This is a genomic window from Microbacterium sp. CCNWLW134, assembly GCF_037083565.1.
Classification (GTDB): domain Bacteria; phylum Actinomycetota; class Actinomycetes; order Actinomycetales; family Microbacteriaceae; genus Microbacterium.
In genome coordinates this window covers 2,083,594-2,102,529 of record NZ_JBAOJU010000001.1, presented here as the reverse complement: position 1 = coordinate 2,102,529, position 18,936 = coordinate 2,083,594, and the positions used below count along the sequence as shown (strand labels likewise).

Here is an 18,936-nt window from a genome sequence, read left to right as displayed (position 1 = left end):
TCGCCTCCGCCGCCGCGTCGCGGCAGCACTCGCCACCGTCGTCGCGATGACGTTGGTGCTGTCGGGATGCGTGTACTCGCTGATCCCCGAGACCCGGCCGGCATCCACGGCGAGCCCCGCCCCCGACACGGACGGGGTCGACCAGGAGCTGCTGCCGTTCTACGAGCAGACGCTGACATGGAGCGACTGCGGCGACGGCTTCGACTGCACCATGGTGCGGGCACCGCTGGATTGGAGCGACCCGTCGGCAGGCGACATCCAGCTCTCCGTCGTCCGCCACCGGGCGACCGGCGGCGAGGCGATCGGCTCCCTGCTGACCAACCCCGGCGGGCCGGGTGCGAGCGGGGTCTCCCTCATCCGCGACTCCCTGGGCTTCGCCGTCGGTCAGCAGCTGCAGCAGAGCTTCGACGTGATCGGATTCGACCCGCGCGGGGTGGGGGAGTCCACCGCGGTGCGGTGCTACGACGCCGCGCAGATGGATGACTACCTCTACCCCGACGTCTCCGCGCCGCGCGGCAGCGACGAGTGGACCCAGGAGTGGCTCGACCGCCACGCGGGGTTCGCTGAGGCGTGCGACGCCAACAGCGGCGGCATCCTCCCGCACATCACCACAGAGAACGCAGCTCGCGACATGGACCTCCTGCGCGCCGTCCTCGGAGATGAGCAGCTGAACTATCTCGGCTATTCGTACGGCACCTTCCTCGGCGCCACCTACGCGAAGCTCTACCCGGAGCGGGTGGGCCGCCTCGTGCTCGACGGGGCGATCGACCCGGCGGCGTCGGGCTTCGATGTCAGCACGACGCAGGCGATCGGCTTCGAGTCGGCGTTGCGCGCGTACATGAGCGACTGTCTGGCAGGCGATGACTGTCCGTTCCGAGGTTCGGTGGATGAGGCGATGGCCGATCTGGGGGCGCTCCTCGCCAGCGCCGACGCGGCCCCGCTCATCGCATCCGACGGGCGTGAGCTCAACGCCGACGCGCTGACCACCTCGATCGTGGCGGCGCTGTATTCCCGCGACAACTGGACGTTCCTCACCACCGCGCTCAGCGACGCGCTGCAGGGAGACCCGGAGTTCGCGTTCGTGCTGGCGGACTTCTACTACAACCGCCAGGAGGGCCAGTACCTCGACAATTCCACCGAGGCCTTCCGGGCGTACAACTGCATGGACTATCCCGACGATCCCACCTTCGAGGCGGACGAGGAGGCCGCCGAGGCCCAGCTCGAGGCGGAGGCCCCGACGATCGCGCCCTATTGGGCAGGACCCGACCCGTGCGACGCGTGGCCCTACCCGCCGACGGGTGTGCGTGAGGCGATCACCGCCGAGGGCGCCGCGCCCATCGTGGTGGTCGGCACGACCAATGATCCGGCGACCCCGTACGAATGGTCGGTGGCGCTGGCCGATCAGCTGGCGTCCGGGGTTCTCGTGACCCGCGTCGGGGAAGGCCACACCGGGTACAACAAGGGCAACGCGTGCGTCGACTCCGCCGTGGAGGCGTATCTCGTCGACGGTGTGGTTCCCGAGGACGGGTTGCGCTGCGAGTAGCCCCGGGGTCGCGCCCGGCACGGTTCGCTCCGCGCCGGGCGAGGCTGTAAGATCGGTGATCGTGCATCGCGCGAGCGACGCGCGCCACCTTAGCTCAGTCGGCAGAGCGATTCACTCGTAATGAATAGGTCAAGGGTTCGATTCCCTTAGGTGGCTCCACGTTTCGGTCGGACTTCCCGTGTCCGCGAGGGTCAGCACGCGGAATAAACTCACGGAGTGACCACCTCTGCCGACACCGCGCTGAACGCGGTGCTGGAGATCTTCAGCTGGGTGGGGCTGGGCCTCGGCGGGGTGGTGCTGCTGGTCGGTGTGATCCTCGCTCTTGCCGACGGAACGTGGGAGCCGGTCACCGTCATGATCGACGACGACGAGGACGGCGGTCGGATCGCCCGCTGGTTCGGATCGGACGGTGAGGTCGGCGAGGCGCACCTGACGCCCGAGCAGCTCCGGGTGCTCGACGGTCAGGATTCCGCCTCGGTGTTCGCCCGGCGCGACTCCTCCGGACGGATGCGGCTGACCCGGGGATCACCGGTGGTGCGCTTCGTCGCCTGGTTCGGGGTGGGCCTCACCGGTCTGGGGCTGGTCGCCCTCGTGATCTCCTGGATCCTCCTTTTCGCGGCCGGATGACTCCCGGGTGCCTTCTCACCCGGAGGAGCACGCGTCGACGTAGGCTCGACGCATGACCCGGGCGCTGTTCATCGTCGATCTGCAGAACGACTTCACCGAGCGCGGTGCCCTAGGCGTGGCCGGGGGAGACGAGGTCGCGGCCCGGGTGACGGAGTTCCTCGCGAAGCATGCTGGTGACTACGCCCTGATCGTGGCCTCCCGCGACTGGCACGACTCCGACAACGACAACGGCGGTCACTTCTCCGACACCCCGGATTTCGTCGACACATGGCCGCCGCACTGCGTCGGCGGCACGTACGGTGCGGAGTACGACGAGCTGTTCGATGCGTCGTCGGTCACCCATCATCTGAAGAAGGGGCAGGGTCGGCCCGCCTATTCGCTGTTCGAAGGGCATGCGGATGACGGCGCCACGGCCGCCCAGCTGCTCGACTCCCACGGCATCATCGACATCGACGTCGCGGGGATCGCCACGGACTACTGCGTCCGGGCCTCGGCCCTGGACGCACTCGCCGCCGGACGGCGGGTGCGGGTGCTGACCGACCTCATCGCGGGCGTCCACCCCGAGTCCAGTGCCCGAGCGCTCGACGAGATCGCACGCGCGGGGGCGGAGCTCGTTCCTGCGCAGAGCTGAGTCAGCTGCGCGAGCCCGACTCGCGGTCGAACGGGGGAGGGCGGAGCCAACCCGGGATGCCGCTGCCGCGACCGTTTCCCGCGCCGGGTCCTGGCGTCCCGTTCTCCTCCGGCGCCGTCTGGGGCGGGTCGGGGCTGGGTGGCGAGGGCGTCGGAGACGGGTCGACTTCGCCGTCCTCGTCGGTGTCGCCGCGAGGTGCAGGGGGCGTCGAGCTCGGACGCGGCGTCGTGGTCGCCTCGGTCGGACTCGGGCTCACCACGGGGGCGGGCGGTGTCTGCGGATCCGTGACCTGTGCGTCATCGGTTCGAAGCTCGGTGTCCGACGCCGGCACCGAGTCCAGGACCGGTGCCGGTGCGGTGCCCGCATCCTCTGCGATCTCCTCGGTGGGGTCGGGCTCCGGCAGGATCTGCGCGGGCGTCGGTTCGGACACCACGGGGGTCAGCGAGCCGGCGGTGCCGAACGCGCCGGAGAGCGCGCTGACGACCCCGACGATCAGAAGCGCGGCCACGGCCGCTGTGCCCCAGAGGGCCGTGACGCGGCGGGACCGTCGCGTGCGCTCGGTACGCGTCGTGCGGCGACTCGAGGTGTACTGCACCGGGATCGGCGTCTCGTCTGCGATCGCGGCGACGGGGAGCGCGGTCGGCATCGTGGCGGGAAGTTCGGAAGTGTCGAGATCCCGGCCCGACATCGTGGGCTCGAGGGCGACGCTGCCCGACGGTGCGGGTGCGGGCGCCGGCGAGGCCGGCGGCATGGCGATCATCACACCGGTGCTGGTGAGGGCGGACGCGGCGACGGCGACATCGAGGGCGGTGGGACGATCGCGCGGGTCGAGCGAGGTCATCGCGACCAGGAGCTCGCGCCAACCGTCGTCGAGGTCGGGCGGGATGGCCGGCGCAGAAGCCAACCGCGCCACGAGAGCTTCGGCGCCCGTGCCGCGTCGGTAGGCGCGGAGGCCCGTGAGCGCCTCGATGATCACCAGGCCCAGCGAGAACACATCCACCGCCGGGGTGGGCGCGTCGCCCCTGACCTGCTCGGGAGCGAGGTAGGCGGCGGTGCCCAGAACGAGGCCGGGCGAGGTGATCCGCGCGCCGTCGTGCAGATAGGCGATGCCGAAGTCGGCGAGCTTGGCGCGGAACTGGCGCATCGGCAGCGGCGAGGGCGAGAGCAGGATGTTCGACGGCTTGATGTCGCGGTGGACGATTCCCGCGTCGTGCACCGTGTGCAGTGCATCGGCGAGATCCATCGTGAGCGCCGCGGCCGTGGCAGGGGGCAGCGGGCCGCCGCTCAGACACTGCGCCAGGGTCGGTCCCTCGACGTACTCCATCACGAGGAAATCGCCGTCGCCCCCGGGGGTCTCGTCACCGAGATGCGCGTCCAGAAGGGTGACGAGCGAAGGATGGCTCAGCCCGGCGAGAAGCCGCATCTCCGACCGGACGCGCGGCTGGTCGTCGTCGATCGATCCCCGCATCCGCTTGATGGCGACCGTGCGCCCGAGAGCGACGTCCTCCGCACGGTAGACCCGTGCCATTCCGCCTTCGCCGATGCATTCGCCGACGCGATAACGCCCCGAGAGCAAGGGGGGTTCAGCCGGTGACATACCTGAAACGGTACGGGGGGAAAAGGTCCCCTCCCGGGCCCTTGACGGATCGCCTCGGGCATGCAGGGGGCGTGGTTGCGGTGGGCCCCGTGGGGCTCGAACCCACGACCCGCGGATTAAAAGTCCGATGCTCTACCGACTGAGCTAGAGGCCCGCGGTTCCAGCCTAACGGTGTCGGGCTGGTCGACCGCTCACAGGGAAACGACGCGACCGCCGGTGCCTACCTCGCCAGGCACCGGCGGTCGCCCCGCCCCATTCACCCGGCCGTACCCCAGATACGGCCGGGAGTATCAGATCACTGAGCCGGCGGCGTCAGGACCGAGTCGATCAGGTAGACCGTGGCGTTGGCGGTGACGACGCCACCGCAGATCACGCTGGCCTGGTTGACCATGAGCTCGTCGCCCGAGCCGGTCACCTCGAGGTCGGCGCCCTGGACCGTGGTCTGGGTGCCGACGACCTCGTCGGGCGACAGCTGGCCGGGGACCACGTGGTACGTGAGGATCGAGGTCAGACCGGCGGTGTCGGTCTGGAGGGACTCCAGCGTCGCCGGGTCGAGCGCGGCGAACGCGTCGTTGACCGGAGCGAACACGGTGAACTCGTCACCGTTCAGCGTGTCGACGAGGTCGACCTCGGGGTTGAGCTGACCGCTGACAGCCTGCACGAGGGTGCTCAGCAGCGGGTTGTTCGATGCGGCCACCGCGACGGGCTCGGTCGACATGCCCTCGATCGAACCGGCGCCGTCGGGCACCTGCTCGGCGTAGGCCTCGCAACCGGGGCCGACGAGGTTGGCGGCCGGGTCCATCGCCATGTCCTCTTCCATGGCGGGGGACGAGGCCTCGGTCGACGGCTCCATCGAGGGCTCCATGGTGTCTTCCGCGGTGCCGGCGCCGGACGAACAGGCGCTCAGCGCGAGCGTCGCAGCGAAGGCGAGGGAAAGACCGGCGGTGAGACGAGTCTTGCGTGACATTGCGTTCCTCCTGATAGTCGAAGCGGCACAGGCCGCGTCCCCGGTGCAGGGACCCCACTGGGTTCAGCGGGTACATCGGGTCCTTCGGAACCCCTCCCGGATCGGATGGGATGCGCGGGACGTCGTGTTCTGGCAAACCGCTGGATGCTTCGCAACGAACAGGTGTCGACCGAGCGCCGGAATCGGGATTCCGAGGGGAGTACGGCATGCTGTTGGATGTGGTGATCGACGGAGCCGACGTGCGCGAGGACGAACCGCACGCCGACCACGTCGGAGATCTCCTCCAGCAGGTCGCTCAGGGCGACGCCGACGCCTTCACGCGGCTCTACGACATGCTCTCGCCGCGGGTGTTCGGTCTGATCCTGCGCGTGCTCGTCGACCGCTCCCAGAGCGAAGAAGTGCTCCAGGAGGTCTTCCTGGAAGTCTGGCAATCCGCTTCCCGCTTCGCCCCGAACAAGGGTCAGGGCAGAACGTGGGTGCTCACGATCGCACATCGCCGCGCGGTCGACCGGGTCCGGTCGTCGCAGTCGAGTTCCGATCGCGACATCCGCGTGGGCTATCGCGATCTCGGGGTCGCCCACGACACGGTCTCCGAGCACGTGGAGCTGCGCCTGGAAGCAGAAAAAGTCAATCGAGCGCTCGGAACACTGCCGGAGGCGCAGCGGGAGGCACTGACTCTTGCGTACTTCGGTGGTTACAGTCAGAGCGAAATCGCGGCGCTCGTGGGAGCGCCGCTCGGAACGATCAAGACCAGGATGCGGGACGGTCTCTCGCGACTGCGTGTGGAGATGGGGGTGACAACGTGAACGAACAGGAATTCGCCGAGCTTGCGGCCGGCTACGCGCTCGCCGCGCTGTCGCCGGAAGACGCCCAGGCGTTCGAACAGGCCCGGATCGCGCATCCTGAGTGGGCTCACCACGTCGAGGACGCCCTCGAGTCCGCTGCACTCCTTGCCGACGGTGTCCCTGCCGTCAGTCCGCCGCCGTCTGTCCGCGACGCCCTGTTGGCTCGGATCACCGGCGAAGCCGCGAGCGAGATCGAGATCTCGTCGGCCACCGGTCTCTTGGCTGCGGTGCAGGACACCTCGGCATCTCCGAGCCCGGATGCTGCGCCGCCGGCCGGTCCTCGCACGGACGACCAGGACGCCCATCCCGCCACCACAGGGGCGATCGCCGTCGTCCGCCGTCGTTGGACGCGGGGAATGCTCGCCCTCGCGGCGAGCTTCGTCCTGCTCGTCGCGCTCGGGTTCGGCGCCGCGTCGGTGAACGAGTATCTGAGCCGCACTCCCGCCCAGGTGGCGCTCGCCGCCATCGAGGCCGCGCCGGACGCCGCGTCGGTGACCGCCGAGGCCGCCGACGGCGGTGTGGTGACGGCCCGCTGGTCGCCTTCACTGGAGCAGGCGGTCGTCGTCACCGATGGGCTGCCGCAGCTCACCGATGATCAGGTCTTCGAACTCTGGGTGCTCCGGGGCGACGACGTGACCTCTGCGGGGACCTTCGAACCGGCTCCCGGCGGGGAGGCCGTCGCGCTGCTGGAGGCCAGCTTCGAGCAGGGGGACACCATCGCGATGTCTGTCGAGCCCGCAGGCGGTTCGCCGACGGGCCTGCCCACGTCAGACCCCCTGGTCGCGATCACCACCGACGCCTGAGACACGCCGCCCCACGAAAGACGGGGGTAGCCTGGGGCGGGTGAGTGACGGATCGAGGGAATTCCACAAGCCGGTGCGCCGCCCCGCGGAGTTGTTCGATCGGGTGTTCGCCTCGCGCGATCCCGCCGAAGTCTCGCGGGTGGCCCACTCCACCGCCCAGGCCCTGCTGACGCGGGTGCGCTCCGAGCCCACCGCCGAGATCGTGGATCGCCTCGTGGCCTTCACCGATCACCACGGGATCGACGACATCGCCGAGCTGTGGTCGCACGCGCCCGCGAAGAGCCTGCCGGGCGCGCTCTGGCGCCTGTACCTCTTGCAGCTCATGATCCACGACGACCCCCGCACCGCCGCACTGCTGTACGAGCGGGGGCGCGTGGAGCTCGCCTCGGCCGACGAGGTCATCGCCGGGGCTCCGACACCTGCGGGACCGGATGAGCTCGTCGAGCTCGTGGACACCCTGCTGCGCGGGCTCTTCCAGGGAGATTTCGCCGTCGCGCTCGAACGGGCCGCGGCGTTCTGCCGGGTGCAGGCGTCGGGTGCGAGCCACCTGGCGGACGACTACGAATCGACCGAACCCGACCGCGCCGCTGCGCTGACGACCCGGGCCCTGCGCCTCACCGACTACGCGGCCGACCTCTCAGCCTGCGCGGGCCTGTGGCGCCGCGACGCGCTCACCTGAGCGGGAGACGTGAGTGCCGGGCCGCAGAACGCCTCTCGGCGCATGGCCGCTCGCAGCGGCAGAAGATGGAGCCCGGGGTTACTGCGGCCCGGCGAGAACAGTCTAACCGACCCCACGCGGGAGCTCTTCCCGTCACGTCCGTGTGCTGACCTAGGCTCGAGGGATGACCCCGCGCCACGCCCTGTTGATCGACCCCGTCGCATCCGATGACGACCGCGGCGAGTTCTCCGACACCCTCTCGGCCGTCGATCCCGCCGGCCCGGTCCTGAGCCTCGGAGAGCTGAGCGCGCAGCGCGGCGACGGTGTCTTCGAATCCATCGGCGTCGTCGACGGGCACCCGCAGGAGGTCACCGCGCACCTGGAGCGTCTCGCGCATTCTGCGGCGCTGTGCGACCTTCCGGCTCCGCACCTCGGTCAGTGGCGCGCGGCGGTGGCGGAGATCGCGTCGCGATGCCCCGCCGGCGAGTATGTGATCAAGCTCGTCCTGAGCCGAGGCGTCGATCAAGGGCCCGGACCCACGGCCTGGGTCACCGCCTCGCCCGCCCCCGACTTCTCGCGGGTGCGCCGCGATGGCGTCCGAGTGGTGACGCTCGACCGGGGCGTCGACAGCGGCGCCTCCACCCGCGCCCCGTGGCTGCTCCTCGGCGCGAAGACCCTGTCCTACGCGGTGAACATGGCCGCGATCCGCGAAGCGGGGCGCAGGGGAGCAGATGACGCCGTCTTCGTGTCATCCGACGGGATCGTGCTGGAGGCGCCGACCGCATCGGTCATCGTCCGTTTCGGCGACCGCTTCGTCACCCCCGAGCCGGCAACGGGAATCCTCCACGGAACGACGCAGCTGAGCCTGTTCGCGTATCTCGCCGGACGGGGGTTCGACGTGGGGTACGACACCATCTCGGTCGACCGACTGAGACACGCCGACGCTGGATGGCTGGTCTCCAGCGTGCGGCTCGCGGCACCGATCGTTGCGGTGGACGACCACGAGATCGCCCTGGACGCCGCCCTGACGGCATCGATGACCGACTACCTGCTCTCGCCGCGCGACTGACGACCGCGGAACGCACGGCAGTGCTCTCGCCGCGCGACAGTGCTCTCGCCGCGGCTCTCGCCGCGCGACGGTGCTCTCGCCGCGCGACGGGCCGAGCCCCCCAGCAGGGCACGCCGCGCGGCGGAGGTCTGCGAGGTCTATCCGAAGCGACCGGAGACGTAGTCCTCGGTGGCCTGCACCGAGGGCGTCGTGAAGATCGTGGTCGTGTCGTCGTATTCGATGAGCTTGCCGGGCTTGCCGGTGCCGGCGATGTTGAAGAACGCCGTCTTGTCCGACACCCGCGACGCCTGCTGCATGTTGTGGGTGACGATGACGACGGTGTACTCGTTCTTCAGCTCGGCGATGAGCTCTTCGATGGCGTAGGTCGAGATCGGGTCGAGGGCCGAGCAGGGCTCGTCCATCAGCAGCACCTGCGGTGACACGGCGATGGCCCGCGCGATGCACAGACGCTGCTGCTGACCGCCCGACAGGCTCGAACCAGGGCGGTCGAGGCGGTCCTTGACCTCGTTCCAGAGGTTGGCGCCCTTCAGCGACTGCTCCACGAGGCCGTCGGCGTCGGACTTGGACATCCGCTTGTTGTTCAGCTTCACCCCGGCGAGCACGTTGTCGCGGATCGACATCGTGGGGAAGGGGTTCGGCCGCTGGAAGACCATACCGATCTGGCGGCGGACCAGCACCGGGTCGACGTTCGAGCCGTACAGGTTGTCTCCGTCGAGCAGCACATCGCCTTCCACGCGAGCGCCGGGGATGACCTCGTGCATGCGGTTCAGGGTGCGCAGGAACGTCGACTTGCCGCAGCCCGACGGACCGATGAACGCGGTGACACTGCGGGGCTCGATGTTGAGGGAGACGCCTTCGACGGCGAGGAAGTCGCCGTAGTAGACGTTCAGGTCATTGACTTCGATGCTCTTGGACACGATTCCTCTGATTCGGGTGGAGAAGGGGGTCAGCGGCCCTTGGAGGGCGCGTAGAAATTGGCGATCACGCGCGCGACGATGTTGAGGGCCATGACGATCAGGATGAGGACGAGCGCGGCAGCCCAGGCGCGGTTGATGTACGCCTCGGCCGGGATGCCCTGGTTCATGAACTGGGTGTACGTGAACACCGGGAGGGTCATCATGCGCCCCTCGAACAGGTTGTAGTTCATGCTCGTGGTGAAGCCGGCGGTGATGAGCAGCGGCGCGGTCTCGCCGATGACGCGGGCGATCGAGAGCATGATGCCGGTGACGATGCCGCCGATCGCGGTGGGGAGGACCACCTTGGCGATGGTCAGCCACTTCGGGACGCCGAGCGCGAGCGACGCTTCACGCAGCTCATTGGGAACGAGCCGCAGCATCTCCTCGCACGAACGGACGACCACGGGGATCATGAGCACCGACAGCGCGATCGCGCCCATGATGCCGAGCCGGATGCCCTGGCCGAAGAAGATCGCGAAGAGCGCGTAGGCGAACAAGCCCGCCACGATCGAGGGGATGCCGGTCATGACGTCGACGAGGAAGGTGATGCCCCGCGCCAGGCGCTTTCCGTCGCCGTACTCCACGAGGTAGATCGCGGTGAACAGCCCGATCGGGATGGAGATGATCGCGGCCGCGCCGGTGATGAGGAGCGTTCCCACGATGGCGTGGAGAGCGCCGCCGCCCTCGCCGACGACGTTGCGCATCGAGGAGGTGAAGAACTCCGCCGAGAGCCCCGCGATGCCATTGGTGATCGCGGTGAAGGCGAGCGAGATCAGCGGCACCATGGCGATGGCGAAGGCGGTGGTGACGACGCCCGTCACGAGCCGGTCCACGGCCTTGCGGCGACCCTCGACGACGCTGGAGACGACCGTGATGAGGACCAGGTAGACCAGCGCGGCGACGACCGCGAAGCCGGCGATGTTGAAGCTTCCCTCGGGGGCGAGGGCGAGGATGCCGAAGAAGATCAGGCTGAGCAGGATGCTGGCGCCCAGGATGCCCCAGGGCGCCCACTTCGGCAGCCGACCGGTGGTGATCCGCTGGTCGACGGTGAGCGGGGGAGCCGAGGGGGACTCGGTCGGGGGAGCGGAGGTGAGGGCCATGTCAGTTCGCTCCCGAGAATTCCTTGCGCCGGCTGACGATCCAGCGAGCGAGCGCGTTGACGGCGAAGGTCACGATGAAGAGGATCAGGCCGGTGGCGATGAGGACGTTGACGTTGACGCCGTACGCCTCGGGGAAGGTCAGGGCGATGTTCGCGGGGATGGTGCTGGGGTTCTCGGAGGTGAAGAGCCGGAAGGTCACCACGCCGGTGGCCGAGAGCACCATGGCCACGGCCATCGTCTCGCCGAGGGCGCGGCCGAGGCCGAGCATCGAGGCCGAGACGATGCCGGAGCGGCCGAAGGGGAACACCGCCATCCTCACCATCTCCCAGCGCGTGGCGCCGAGGGCGAGGGCCGCCTCTTCGTGGAGGACCGGGGTCTGCAGGAAGATCTCGCGGCAGATGGCGGTGATGATCGGTGTCACCATGACCGCCAGCACCATCGCGGCGGTGAAGATCGTGCGGCCGGTGCCCGAGACGGGCCCGGCGAACAGCGGGAACCACCCCGCGTTGTCGACGAGCCAGGTGTAGACCGGCTGGACGGCGGGCGCGAGGACGAGGATTCCCCAGAGGCCGAAGACGACCGACGGGACGGCGGCCAGCAGGTCGACGATGTAACCGAGGGTCTGCGCCAGACGGCGCGGGGCGTAGTGGGAGATGAAGAGGGCGACGGCCACGGACAGCGGCACAGCCATCACGAGCGCGAGGAGGGAGGCCCAGAGGGTTCCGAAGGCGAGGGGCCAGACATACGACCAGAAGGTCGAGGTCAGCACCGAGGCGTTCTCGCTCGTGGCGGTGAGGCCGGGGATCGACTGGACGATGAGGAAGATCGCGACGGCGGCAAGGGTCACGAGGATCATCGAGCCCGCGAACAGCGCGGTTCCCGAGAACCAGCGGTCGCCGGGGCGCTGCTTCGGCTTCGTGCGGGGTTCGGCCGCCGGAGGAGCCAGAGTGGTCATCTCATCCTGTTCTCGGGTGGGGTGCGGATGTTCTCCCGGGGGAGAGGAATGGTGTCCGACCCGCCGAAGCGGGTCGGACACCATGGTGTCACTCGGTGACGATCAGGTCGATCGCAGCCTGCATGTTCTCGCGCTGGGTGTCCGAGACCGGAGCCGAACCGGCGGCCTCGGCCGCGGCGTCCTGACCCTCCGGGCTGATGACGTACTCGAGGAAGCCCTTGACCAGCGGCGCCTGAGCGGCATCGACGTACTCCTCGCACGCGATCATGTAGCTGACCAGAACGATCGGGTAAGCAGCCTCGTCGGGGGTGCGGTCCAGGGCGATCGCGAGGTCGCCGTCGGTGCGGCCCTCTTCACGCGGCGAGGCGTCGACGACGGCGGCGGCGGCCTCGGGCGAGAAGGCGACGAACTCTTCGCCGACCTGCACGGCGACCTGGCCGAAGCCCTCGGCGCGCGACGCGTCGGCGTAGCCGATCGTGCCGACGCCACCCTCGACGGCGGCCACGACACCCGAGGTGCCCTGCGCGGCCTCACCCGAGCTGAGCGGCCACACGCCGTCGGGCTCGTAGGTCCACACGTCGGGAGCAGCCTGGTAGAGGTAGTCGGTGAAGTTCTCGGTGGTGCCCGAGTCGTCGGCGCGGTGAACCGGAGTGATCTGCTGGTCGGGCAGCTCGACGCCCTCGTTCAGCGCGGCGATCGCCGGGTCGTTCCAGTTGGAGATGGTTCCCGCGAAGATGCCCGCGATCGTCGCGGCATCCATGTTCAGCTCTTCGACGCCCTCGAGGTTGAAGATGACAGCGATGGGCGAGATGTAGGAGGGCAGCTCGATGATTCCGGAGCCCTCGACGCAGCCGTCGAAGGGGCCCTCGGCGATCTCGTCGGCGGTGAAGGCGCGGTCGGAGCCGGCGAAGGCGACGGCGCCGGCCTGGAACGAGTCGCGACCCGCACCCGAGCCCGAGGGGTCGTACGAGACGGTCACATCGGGGTTTGCGCCCTGGAAGCCGGCGGACCAGGCCTGGACCGCGACCTCCTGCGAGGAGGCACCCGAGCCGACGAGCTCACCCGAGAGAGTCGACTCGGCGGGAGCGTCGGAGGAGTCGCCGCCGGCGGGGGCGGTCTCGTTGGCGGCGCAGGCGGTGAGCGTCAGCGCCGCGACGGCCGCGACGGCGCCCAGCTGAGCAATACGGGAGATCTTCACTGTGTGAATCCTTCGGGTTGGGGAATGGATGCCCGGTGCAGGGTCCGGAGGGCACGCTAAGCATCGACTCTTAAGAGAGTGCGCTGGGCCGGTGAACGGCAGGTGAACGGGTCACGCCCCCGAACGGCCGACTGCGTTACCTTCTCTCGCTACGATCCGAGACATGCCCGCGCCCGAACCGGACCCGGTCCGACCCCTTCCCGGGAACGATCGCCACCAGTCCGAGCTCGACCGCGCCGGCGCTGCCCCGCCTTTTCGGACGCTGTGGGACATCGTCCGCGAGACCGCCGCCCGCCACCCCGAGGCCTCCGCGATCGATGACGGGTCGACCGCCCTCAGCTACCGCGAAACGGTGCGAGCCGCCGGCCGCCTCGCGCTCCGCCTGCACGAGGCGGGGGTGACGCGAGGTGATCGCATCGGAGTGCGCATCGCCTCCGGTTCCAAGGACCTGTATCTCGCGATCCTCGGGATCCTCGCCGCAGGCGCCGCGTACGTGCCGGTCGACGCCGACGACCCGGACGAGCGGGCCCGCCTGGTCTTCGGCGAGGCCCGGGTCGCCGGGATCCTCACCGACGGCCTGGTGTTCGTCGGTGATGACGTCGCGCGCCAGGCATCGTCTCGTCGGGCCGTTCCCGCCGATCACGGGGCCGCCGGGGTGCCGACCGACACCGCTGCGCTCGCCCTGCTCGAGCCCCCGACGCCCGACGACGACGCGTGGGTCATCTTCACGTCCGGCTCCACGGGTGTGCCGAAGGGCGTCGCCGTCACGCACCGGTCGGCTGCGGCGTTCGTCGACGCCGAGGCGCGGCTGTTCCTCCAGGACGCGCCGCTCGGCCCCGACGACCGCGTGCTCGCCGGATTGTCCGTCGCCTTCGACGCGTCGTGCGAGGAGATGTGGCTCGCCTGGCGGCACGGCGCGTGCCTCGTCCCCGCACCTCGCGCGCTGGTGCGGTCGGGCGAGGATCTGGCGCCGTGGCTCATCCGGCAGGGGATCACCGTGGTCTCGACCGTGCCGACCCTCGCGGCGATGTGGCCGCAGGATGCGCTCGAGAGCGTGCGGCTGCTGATCTTCGGCGGCGAGGCATGCCCGCCCGACCTCGCCGCCCGCCTGTCGGTGGAAGGGCGCGAGGTGTGGAACACCTACGGCCCGACCGAGGCCACCGTCGTGGCCTGCGCGGCCCCGCTCGGCGACGGGGGGCCGGTGCGGATCGGTCTGCCCCTCGACGGGTGGGCGCTCGCGGTCGTGGACGCCGAGGGCGTACGGGTCGCGCCGGGCGAGATCGGCGAGCTCATCATCGGCGGCGTGGGCCTGGCTCGCTACCTCGATCCCGCGAAAGACGCCGAGAAATACGCGCCGTTCGCGCAGCTGGGCTGGGAACGGGCTTACCGCTCCGGTGACCTCGTGCGGTACGACCCCGAGGGCCTGGTGTTCGTCGGTCGCGCCGACGACCAGGTGAAGGTGGGCGGCCGGCGCATCGAGCTCGGTGAGGTGGAGGCGGCCCTGCAGGACATCCCCGGTGTCGTCGCGGCCGCCGCGGCGGTGCGCACCAGCGATGCCGGCGTCGCCCTCCTCGTCGGATACCTCGTCGCTCCCGCGGACCTCGATCGTGCGGCCGCGCGGGCCTTCCTCGCCGAGCGACTGCCGGCCGCGCTGGTGCCACTCCTCGCCGTCGTCGACGACCTTCCCGTGCGCACCTCCGGCAAGGTCGATCGTGGCGCCCTGCCGTGGCCGCTCCCGGGCGTCGAGCTCGATGTCAGCGGCCTCTCACCCGACGAGGTGTGGCTGGCCGCGCAGTGGCAGGCGGTGCTCGGGATGCCGGTGGGCGACCGGGAAGCGGATTTCTTCGACCTGGGCGGGGGGTCGCTCGCCGCCGCGCAGCTGGTGTCGCGGCTGCGGGCGCGGGTGCCGGAGTTCTCGGTCGCCGACATCTACGATGTCCCGCGGCTCGGTGCGATGGCGAAGGCCGTCGGAGCCGTGGCCGAGGATGCCCGCACCGACTTCCATCGGCCGGTGCCGACCCCGCGTCGAACCCAGTGGGCGCAGACGCTGCTCGCGGTGCCGCTGTTCGTGCTCAGCGGCATCCGGTGGCTGCTGTACCTCCTCACCGCCTCGGCGCTTCTTCAGCTCGTACCGGGATTCGAGGTGCTGCCGACCGCGCCGTGGCCGGTGCTCGTGGCGGGACTGCTGCTGTTCGCCACGCCGTTCGGTCGCATGGCGATCGCCGCCGCGGCGGCGCGACTGCTGTTGGCCGGGGTGAAGGCGGGTGATCACCCGCGCGGGGGTGGTGTGCATCTTCGGCTGTGGCTCGCCGAGCAGATCGCCGACCAGGTGGATGCGGTCGGGCTCGCCGGCGCCCCCTGGGTGGTCTACTACGCCAGGGCCCTCGGGGCCACGGTGGGCCGGGGCGTCGATCTGCACACCCTGCCGCCCATCACCGGCATGCTCGTCATCGGTGACGGTGCGGCGATCGAGCCGGAGGTGGATCTCACCGGCACGTGGATCGACGGCGACGTGGTGCGGATCGGACCGGTGCGCATCGGGGCGGACGCCACGGTCGGCGCGCGGTCGACGCTGGCCCCGGGCACGCGCATCGGACAGCGCGCCGAGATCGCACCCGGGTCGGCGGTGTTCGGGCGGGTCAAGGCCGATCAGTCGTGGGCCGGGTCGCCCGCCGTCCGGGTGGGGGAGGTCGCGGCAGGGTGGCCGACAGAGCGCGCCCCCGCGCCGACCCGGTGGCTGTGGGCCTACGCCGCGTCATCCGTTCTGCTCGCCCTCCTTCCGATCGTCGCCTTCGCCCTCGGAGGGCTCGTGGTGGCCGCGGGGATCCGGGGGGCGGATGACCTCGGCACCGCGTTCCTCGGCGCGCTCGCCCTGCTCGTCCCGGGAGTCCTCGTCGCCGGTGTCGTCTTCGCCGCCGCCGTGATCGTCGCGGTACGCCTGCTGTCTCTCGGCCTGGGCGAGGGCACCTTCCCGGTGCGGAGTGCGAACGGCTGGCGGGCCTGGACCATCGAGCGACTGCTCGACTCCGCCCGCACGATCCTCTTCCCGCTCTACTCGAGCCTGTTCACACCGGTGTGGCTCCGGCTCCTCGGCGCCCAGGTCGGTAAGGACGTCGAGGCGTCGACCGTGCTGCTTCTGCCGTCGATGACCCGCATCGAAGACGGGGCCTTCCTCGCCGACGACACGATGGTGGCGTCCTACGAGCTGCGGCGCGGCTGGGTGCGGATCGGCGCGGTGCGCATCGGCAAGCGCGCCTTCCTCGGCAACTCCGGTATGGCCGCGCCCGGACACCGTGTGCCCCGTGACGGCCTCGTGGCGGTGCTGTCCTCCGCGCCGCGCAAGGCGAAGGCCGGATCGTCGTGGCTCGGCTCGCCGGCCGTGCGCCTGCGACGGGTCACCGCCGGCGGAGACGACGCGCGCACCTATCACCCGCCGGTCCGGCTCCGCGTCGCACGGACGCTGTGGGAGCTGTGCCGGTTCGTGCCCGTCATCGTCACCTGCGGCATCGGGTTGGGTGTGCTCTTCGTCCTCGCCGCCCTGTGGGAGGCGGCCCCGATCGCTGCCCTGCTGCTCTCGGGCGTCGTGCTTCTGGCCGCCGGAGCCGTGGCGGCGCTCGTGACCACCGCGGCGAAGTGGCTCATCGTCGGGTCGATCCGCGTGGGCGAGTCCCCCCTGTGGTCGAGCTTCGTCTGGCGCACCGAGGTGTCGGACACCTTCACCGAGATGGTCGCCGCACCCTGGTTCGCCCGGGCGGCCGCCGGCACACCGGCCCTGGCCGTGTGGCTGCGTACCCTCGGGGCTCGTATCGGTCGGGGAGTGTGGTGCGACAGCTACTGGCTCCCCGAACCCGACCTCGTCACCCTCGGCGACGGCAGCACGGTCAATCGCGGGTGCGTCGTGCAGACCCACCTGTTCCATGATCGAATCATGAGTATGGACACGGTCACTCTCGAACCCGGCGCGACCCTCGGTCCGCACAGCGTCATCCTGCCGGGCGCGGTGATCGGGTCGCACGCGACGGTGGGCCCGGCGTCGCTGGTGATGCGGGGCGAGGCGGTGCCCGTCGGGTCACGCTGGAGCGGGAACCCGATCGGACCCTGGCGCGCGGTGAAGGTGCGCGCCTACCAGTCGACCTCGTGATGTCCTCGACCTCGTGACCCCGGTCTCGGCCTACACCCCCGACAGTGGGGACGCCGCCTTCGACGTCGAGTCGTACGACCTCGACCTGACGTACCGCGTGCGCACCAACCGCCTCGACGGGCGGGCGCTTCTGAACGCCGTCGCGGCCCTCTCGACGCGACAGGTGCGCCTCGATCTCGTCGGCCTGCGGGCGGCCTCGGTCCGCGTGGACGGCGACCCGGTGGCGTTCCGCCAGGACTCCCGCGCCCTTCACCTCACCCTGGCCGCGCCGTTGGAACCGGGGGAGCGGTTCTCCGTCGACGTCGCCTACGGCGGCGCACCGCGACCGCGCCGGACCCGCTGGGGGACGCTCGGGTGGGAGGAGCTCGATGACGGCGCCCTCGTCGCCGCGCAGCCGACCGGTGCGCCGACCTGGTTCCCGTGCAACGACCGCCCCGACGACCGGGCGACCTACCGCGTGACCCTGGCGACGGACGCGCCGTACCGCGCCATCGCGACAGGGGTGCCGATGGACGTCCGGCGCCGTGGCCGGCTCGAAGCCCGCACCTTCGAGCTGCGCGTTCCGACGCCGACCTACCTCGTGGCTGCGCACGTCGGGCGCTTCACCACCACCGCGGTGACCGTTCCGGGGGTGGTGGCGGAGCTGGTCCATCCCCCCGACCTCGCAGAGCGCGCCGCGCAGGCCTTCGCTCCGCTGTCGCGGATGATGGCGGTCCTAGAGGATGTCTTCGGCGCGTACCCCCAGGAGCGCTGCACGATGGTCGTCACCCCGGACGTCCTGGAGATCCCGCTCGAAGCGCAGGGAATGGCGCTGTTCGGCGTCAACCACCTCGCGCCGTCGTTCGAGCGGCTCATCGCCCATGAGCTCGCCCATCAGTGGGTGGGCAACAGCGTCGGCCTCCGCGACTGGAGCGACATCTGGCTGAACGAGGGCTTCGCCTGCTACGCCGAATGGCTGTGGTCCGAGCGCTCGGGCGGGGCGACCGCCGACGCCCACGCCGCTGCGCACTGGGAGCGTGTGGCGGCCGAGCCGGCCGATCTGCTCCTCGCCGACCCCGGTCCGGAGGCGATGTTCGACGATCGGGTCTACAAGCGCGGAGCGCTGACGCTGCACGCACTGCGCTCAGCCGCCGGCGATGCGGCGTTCTTCCCCTTCCTGCGGCGCTGGACCACCGTGCACCGCCACCAGGTGGTCGGCACCCACGAGTTCCGTCTCGCCGTCGCCGAGTCGTTCGGACCGTCCGGGGAAGCGCTCCTGTCGCGCTGGATCGACGGCGTCGCCCTCCCGCGGCGTCACTGACGGAGGATCGCCGCACTGACGACGAGATCCGAGGTCGCGGGAACGTCCCATCCCTCGGCCGGCTCCCGGCGACCGGGGAGCGTCGCCGACCAGGTGCCGTCCGCCCTCTCGCGCACGACGACGTCGGCGGGGTCGACGTCGAGCCCGCGGCCGTCCGCCTTCAGCGCAGCCTCGATCCGAGTCCACTCGCGGACGGTGCCGCGCCGTCCCGGCCCGGGCACCCCGTCCCACCCGGCGGTGTCGCGCACGGGATCCAGCCGTGCTTCGGCATCGATCCCGAACCCGACGGTCTCCGCGGCGGGCGTGACGGCCGCGACCGCGATGCGTCCGGCGTAGGCCACCGATCCGCGCAGTCCCGTGCCCTCCAGGACGACCGGTCCGTGCGGTCCGCCGCAGCGAGGACAGGGGTTGCGAAGGCGAAGGGCCGCCGGGTTTCCGGCCAGCTCGGCGATCATGCTCCAGGCGACGTCGCGACGCGGCATCCCCTCGGGCACTCGGGCCCAGCGGATGACGAACCCGGATGGCTGCGACCGCGCGGCCCTCATC

General features: G+C 70.6%; 16 protein-coding genes and 2 tRNA genes. 10 read left to right on the top strand and 8 right to left on the bottom strand.

Translation table 11 applies throughout. The annotated features are described in order from the left end of the window. Positions 1-46 precede the first annotated feature (46 nt). The 4 genes from V6S02_RS10020 to V6S02_RS10005 all read left to right on the top strand — a co-directional run bounded on the left by V6S02_RS10020 (position 47) and on the right by V6S02_RS10005 (position 2,801). A complete protein-coding gene (locus tag V6S02_RS10020; RefSeq protein WP_124294524.1) occupies positions 47-1,543 on the top strand; it encodes an alpha/beta hydrolase in 1,497 nt (498 codons plus the stop codon). An 83-nt stretch (positions 1,544-1,626) separates the two neighbouring features. Then, a tRNA-Thr gene (locus V6S02_RS10015) sits at positions 1,627-1,702 on the top strand. Positions 1,703-1,759: 57 nt separating this feature from the next. Further along, positions 1,760-2,170: a hypothetical protein gene (locus V6S02_RS10010; RefSeq protein ID WP_336400702.1), complete on the top strand. Its 411-nt coding sequence runs from the start codon at positions 1,760-1,762 to the stop codon at positions 2,168-2,170. 52 nt (positions 2,171-2,222) lie between these two features. Beyond that, positions 2,223-2,801 (top strand): isochorismatase family protein, encoded by a 579-nt coding sequence (locus V6S02_RS10005; RefSeq protein WP_124293829.1) that lies wholly within the window; start codon positions 2,223-2,225, stop codon positions 2,799-2,801. 1 nt (position 2,802) lies between these two features. On the opposite strand, the gene V6S02_RS10000 is transcribed toward V6S02_RS10005, so the two are convergent. The 3 genes from V6S02_RS10000 to V6S02_RS09990 all read right to left on the bottom strand — a co-directional run bounded on the left by V6S02_RS10000 (position 2,803) and on the right by V6S02_RS09990 (position 5,365). Next, positions 2,803-4,398, bottom strand: coding sequence for a serine/threonine-protein kinase (locus V6S02_RS10000; RefSeq protein WP_336400701.1), 1,596 nt, complete (start codon positions 4,396-4,398; stop codon positions 2,803-2,805). Positions 4,399-4,479: 81 nt separating this feature from the next. After that, positions 4,480-4,552: transfer RNA gene (locus tag V6S02_RS09995), tRNA-Lys, on the bottom strand. Positions 4,553-4,693: 141 nt separating this feature from the next. Next, positions 4,694-5,365 carry a fasciclin domain-containing protein gene (locus V6S02_RS09990; RefSeq protein WP_124293827.1) on the bottom strand — a complete coding sequence of 224 codons (672 nt, stop codon included), beginning with the start codon at positions 5,363-5,365 and terminating at the stop codon, positions 4,694-4,696. Between the two features lie 206 nt (positions 5,366-5,571). Here V6S02_RS09990 and sigK point away from each other — a divergent pair, with 206 nt between their 5' ends. From sigK to V6S02_RS09970, 4 genes are all read left to right on the top strand, one after another. Next, positions 5,572-6,171 carry an ECF RNA polymerase sigma factor SigK gene (gene sigK / locus V6S02_RS09985; protein WP_124293826.1) on the top strand — a complete coding sequence of 200 codons (600 nt, stop codon included), beginning with the start codon at positions 5,572-5,574 and terminating at the stop codon, positions 6,169-6,171. Further along, on the top strand, positions 6,168-7,013 hold the full coding sequence (locus tag V6S02_RS09980) for an anti-sigma factor (protein ID WP_336400700.1): 846 nt from the start codon (positions 6,168-6,170) through the stop codon (positions 7,011-7,013). The genes sigK and V6S02_RS09980 overlap by 4 nt, the downstream gene beginning before the upstream one ends. A 40-nt stretch (positions 7,014-7,053) precedes the next feature. Further along, entirely contained in the window at positions 7,054-7,692 is a 639-nt protein-coding gene (locus tag V6S02_RS09975) for a DNA-directed RNA polymerase subunit beta (RefSeq protein WP_124293824.1), read from the top strand. 163 nt (positions 7,693-7,855) lie between these two features. After that, positions 7,856-8,740: an aminotransferase class IV gene (locus V6S02_RS09970; RefSeq protein ID WP_336400699.1), complete on the top strand. Its 885-nt coding sequence runs from the start codon at positions 7,856-7,858 to the stop codon at positions 8,738-8,740. A 137-nt stretch (positions 8,741-8,877) separates the two neighbouring features. Here V6S02_RS09970 and pstB read toward each other — a convergent pair whose 3' ends face one another. From pstB to pstS, 4 genes are all read right to left on the bottom strand, one after another. After that, positions 8,878-9,657: a phosphate ABC transporter ATP-binding protein PstB gene (gene pstB, locus V6S02_RS09965; protein ID WP_124293822.1), complete on the bottom strand. Its 780-nt coding sequence runs from the start codon at positions 9,655-9,657 to the stop codon at positions 8,878-8,880. Positions 9,658-9,686: 29 nt separating this feature from the next. Continuing rightward, complete coding sequence (gene pstA, locus V6S02_RS09960; RefSeq protein WP_124293821.1) at positions 9,687-10,796, bottom strand: phosphate ABC transporter permease PstA; 1,110 nt, start codon at positions 10,794-10,796, stop codon at positions 9,687-9,689. Position 10,797: 1 nt separating this feature from the next. After that, positions 10,798-11,751: a phosphate ABC transporter permease subunit PstC gene (pstC, locus tag V6S02_RS09955; RefSeq protein WP_124293820.1), complete on the bottom strand. Its 954-nt coding sequence runs from the start codon at positions 11,749-11,751 to the stop codon at positions 10,798-10,800. Positions 11,752-11,839: 88 nt separating this feature from the next. Next, positions 11,840-12,949 (bottom strand): phosphate ABC transporter substrate-binding protein PstS, encoded by a 1,110-nt coding sequence (gene pstS / locus V6S02_RS09950; RefSeq protein WP_336400698.1) that lies wholly within the window; start codon positions 12,947-12,949, stop codon positions 11,840-11,842. Between the two features lie 163 nt (positions 12,950-13,112). Here pstS and V6S02_RS09945 point away from each other — a divergent pair, with 163 nt between their 5' ends. Together V6S02_RS09945 and V6S02_RS09940 are read left to right on the top strand one after the other, a co-directional pair. Further along, positions 13,113-17,090, top strand: a complete 3,978-nt coding sequence (locus V6S02_RS09945; RefSeq protein WP_336400697.1) for a Pls/PosA family non-ribosomal peptide synthetase — start codon at positions 13,113-13,115, stop codon at positions 17,088-17,090. A 13-nt stretch (positions 17,091-17,103) separates the two neighbouring features. Next, a complete protein-coding gene (locus tag V6S02_RS09940) occupies positions 17,104-18,390 on the top strand; it encodes a M1 family metallopeptidase (protein ID WP_336400696.1) in 1,287 nt (428 codons plus the stop codon). Here V6S02_RS09940 and V6S02_RS09935 read toward each other — a convergent pair. Beyond that, complete coding sequence (locus tag V6S02_RS09935) at positions 18,384-18,935, bottom strand: chemotaxis protein CheY (protein ID WP_336400695.1); 552 nt, start codon at positions 18,933-18,935, stop codon at positions 18,384-18,386. The two genes, V6S02_RS09940 and V6S02_RS09935, sit on opposite strands and share 7 nt — an antisense overlap. Between the last annotated feature and the right edge of the window lies 1 nt (position 18,936).